Here is a 459-nt window from a genome sequence, read left to right as displayed (position 1 = left end):
TATACTTCTATAATCTAGGGTCTGTTGACACTTACTGTTCATAATTAACCCTATAACGGTAGCCATAAAAATATACAGGCTAAGGCAACAGAACTTTGATAATTTCTTTTGAGCTTGTCATATCGAGTAGCTATTCCTCTAAATTGCTTTAATCTACAAAACATATTTTCAACTAAATGCCTGATTTTATATAAATACCAGTCCATATGGTCATTGTTCGATTGGCTATTCGTTTTCTTTGGTATATTCGCTTTAGTCCCTGTTTTCCTGATCTGTTCACGCAGTGGTTCTGAATCATAGCCTTTATCTGCACATACCACTTTTGTCTCTTTTAAATCTAATGTTGATATTAAATCAGGTGCAACTTTAACATCATGTGTGGTTCCATCGGTAATCATGAAATCAATAGGATTGCCATGTGCATCAACAATCAAATGTATTTTTGAGGAGTTTCCTCCT

General features: G+C 34.2%; 1 pseudogene. It reads right to left on the bottom strand.

From position 1 onward, the window contains the following. Positions 1 to 50 precede the first annotated feature (50 nt). A pseudogene (locus G5T77_RS16595) lies at positions 51 to 459 on the bottom strand (IS5-like element ISAba31 family transposase); the annotation flags it as partial.

Origin of the sequence: Acinetobacter sp. GFQ9D191M (assembly GCF_011174875.1) — a bacterium.
In the GTDB taxonomy this organism is placed as follows: domain Bacteria; phylum Pseudomonadota; class Gammaproteobacteria; order Pseudomonadales; family Moraxellaceae; genus Acinetobacter.
The sequence above is the reverse complement of the archived record's forward strand: the minus strand, read 5'-3'. Positions and strand labels throughout refer to the sequence as shown.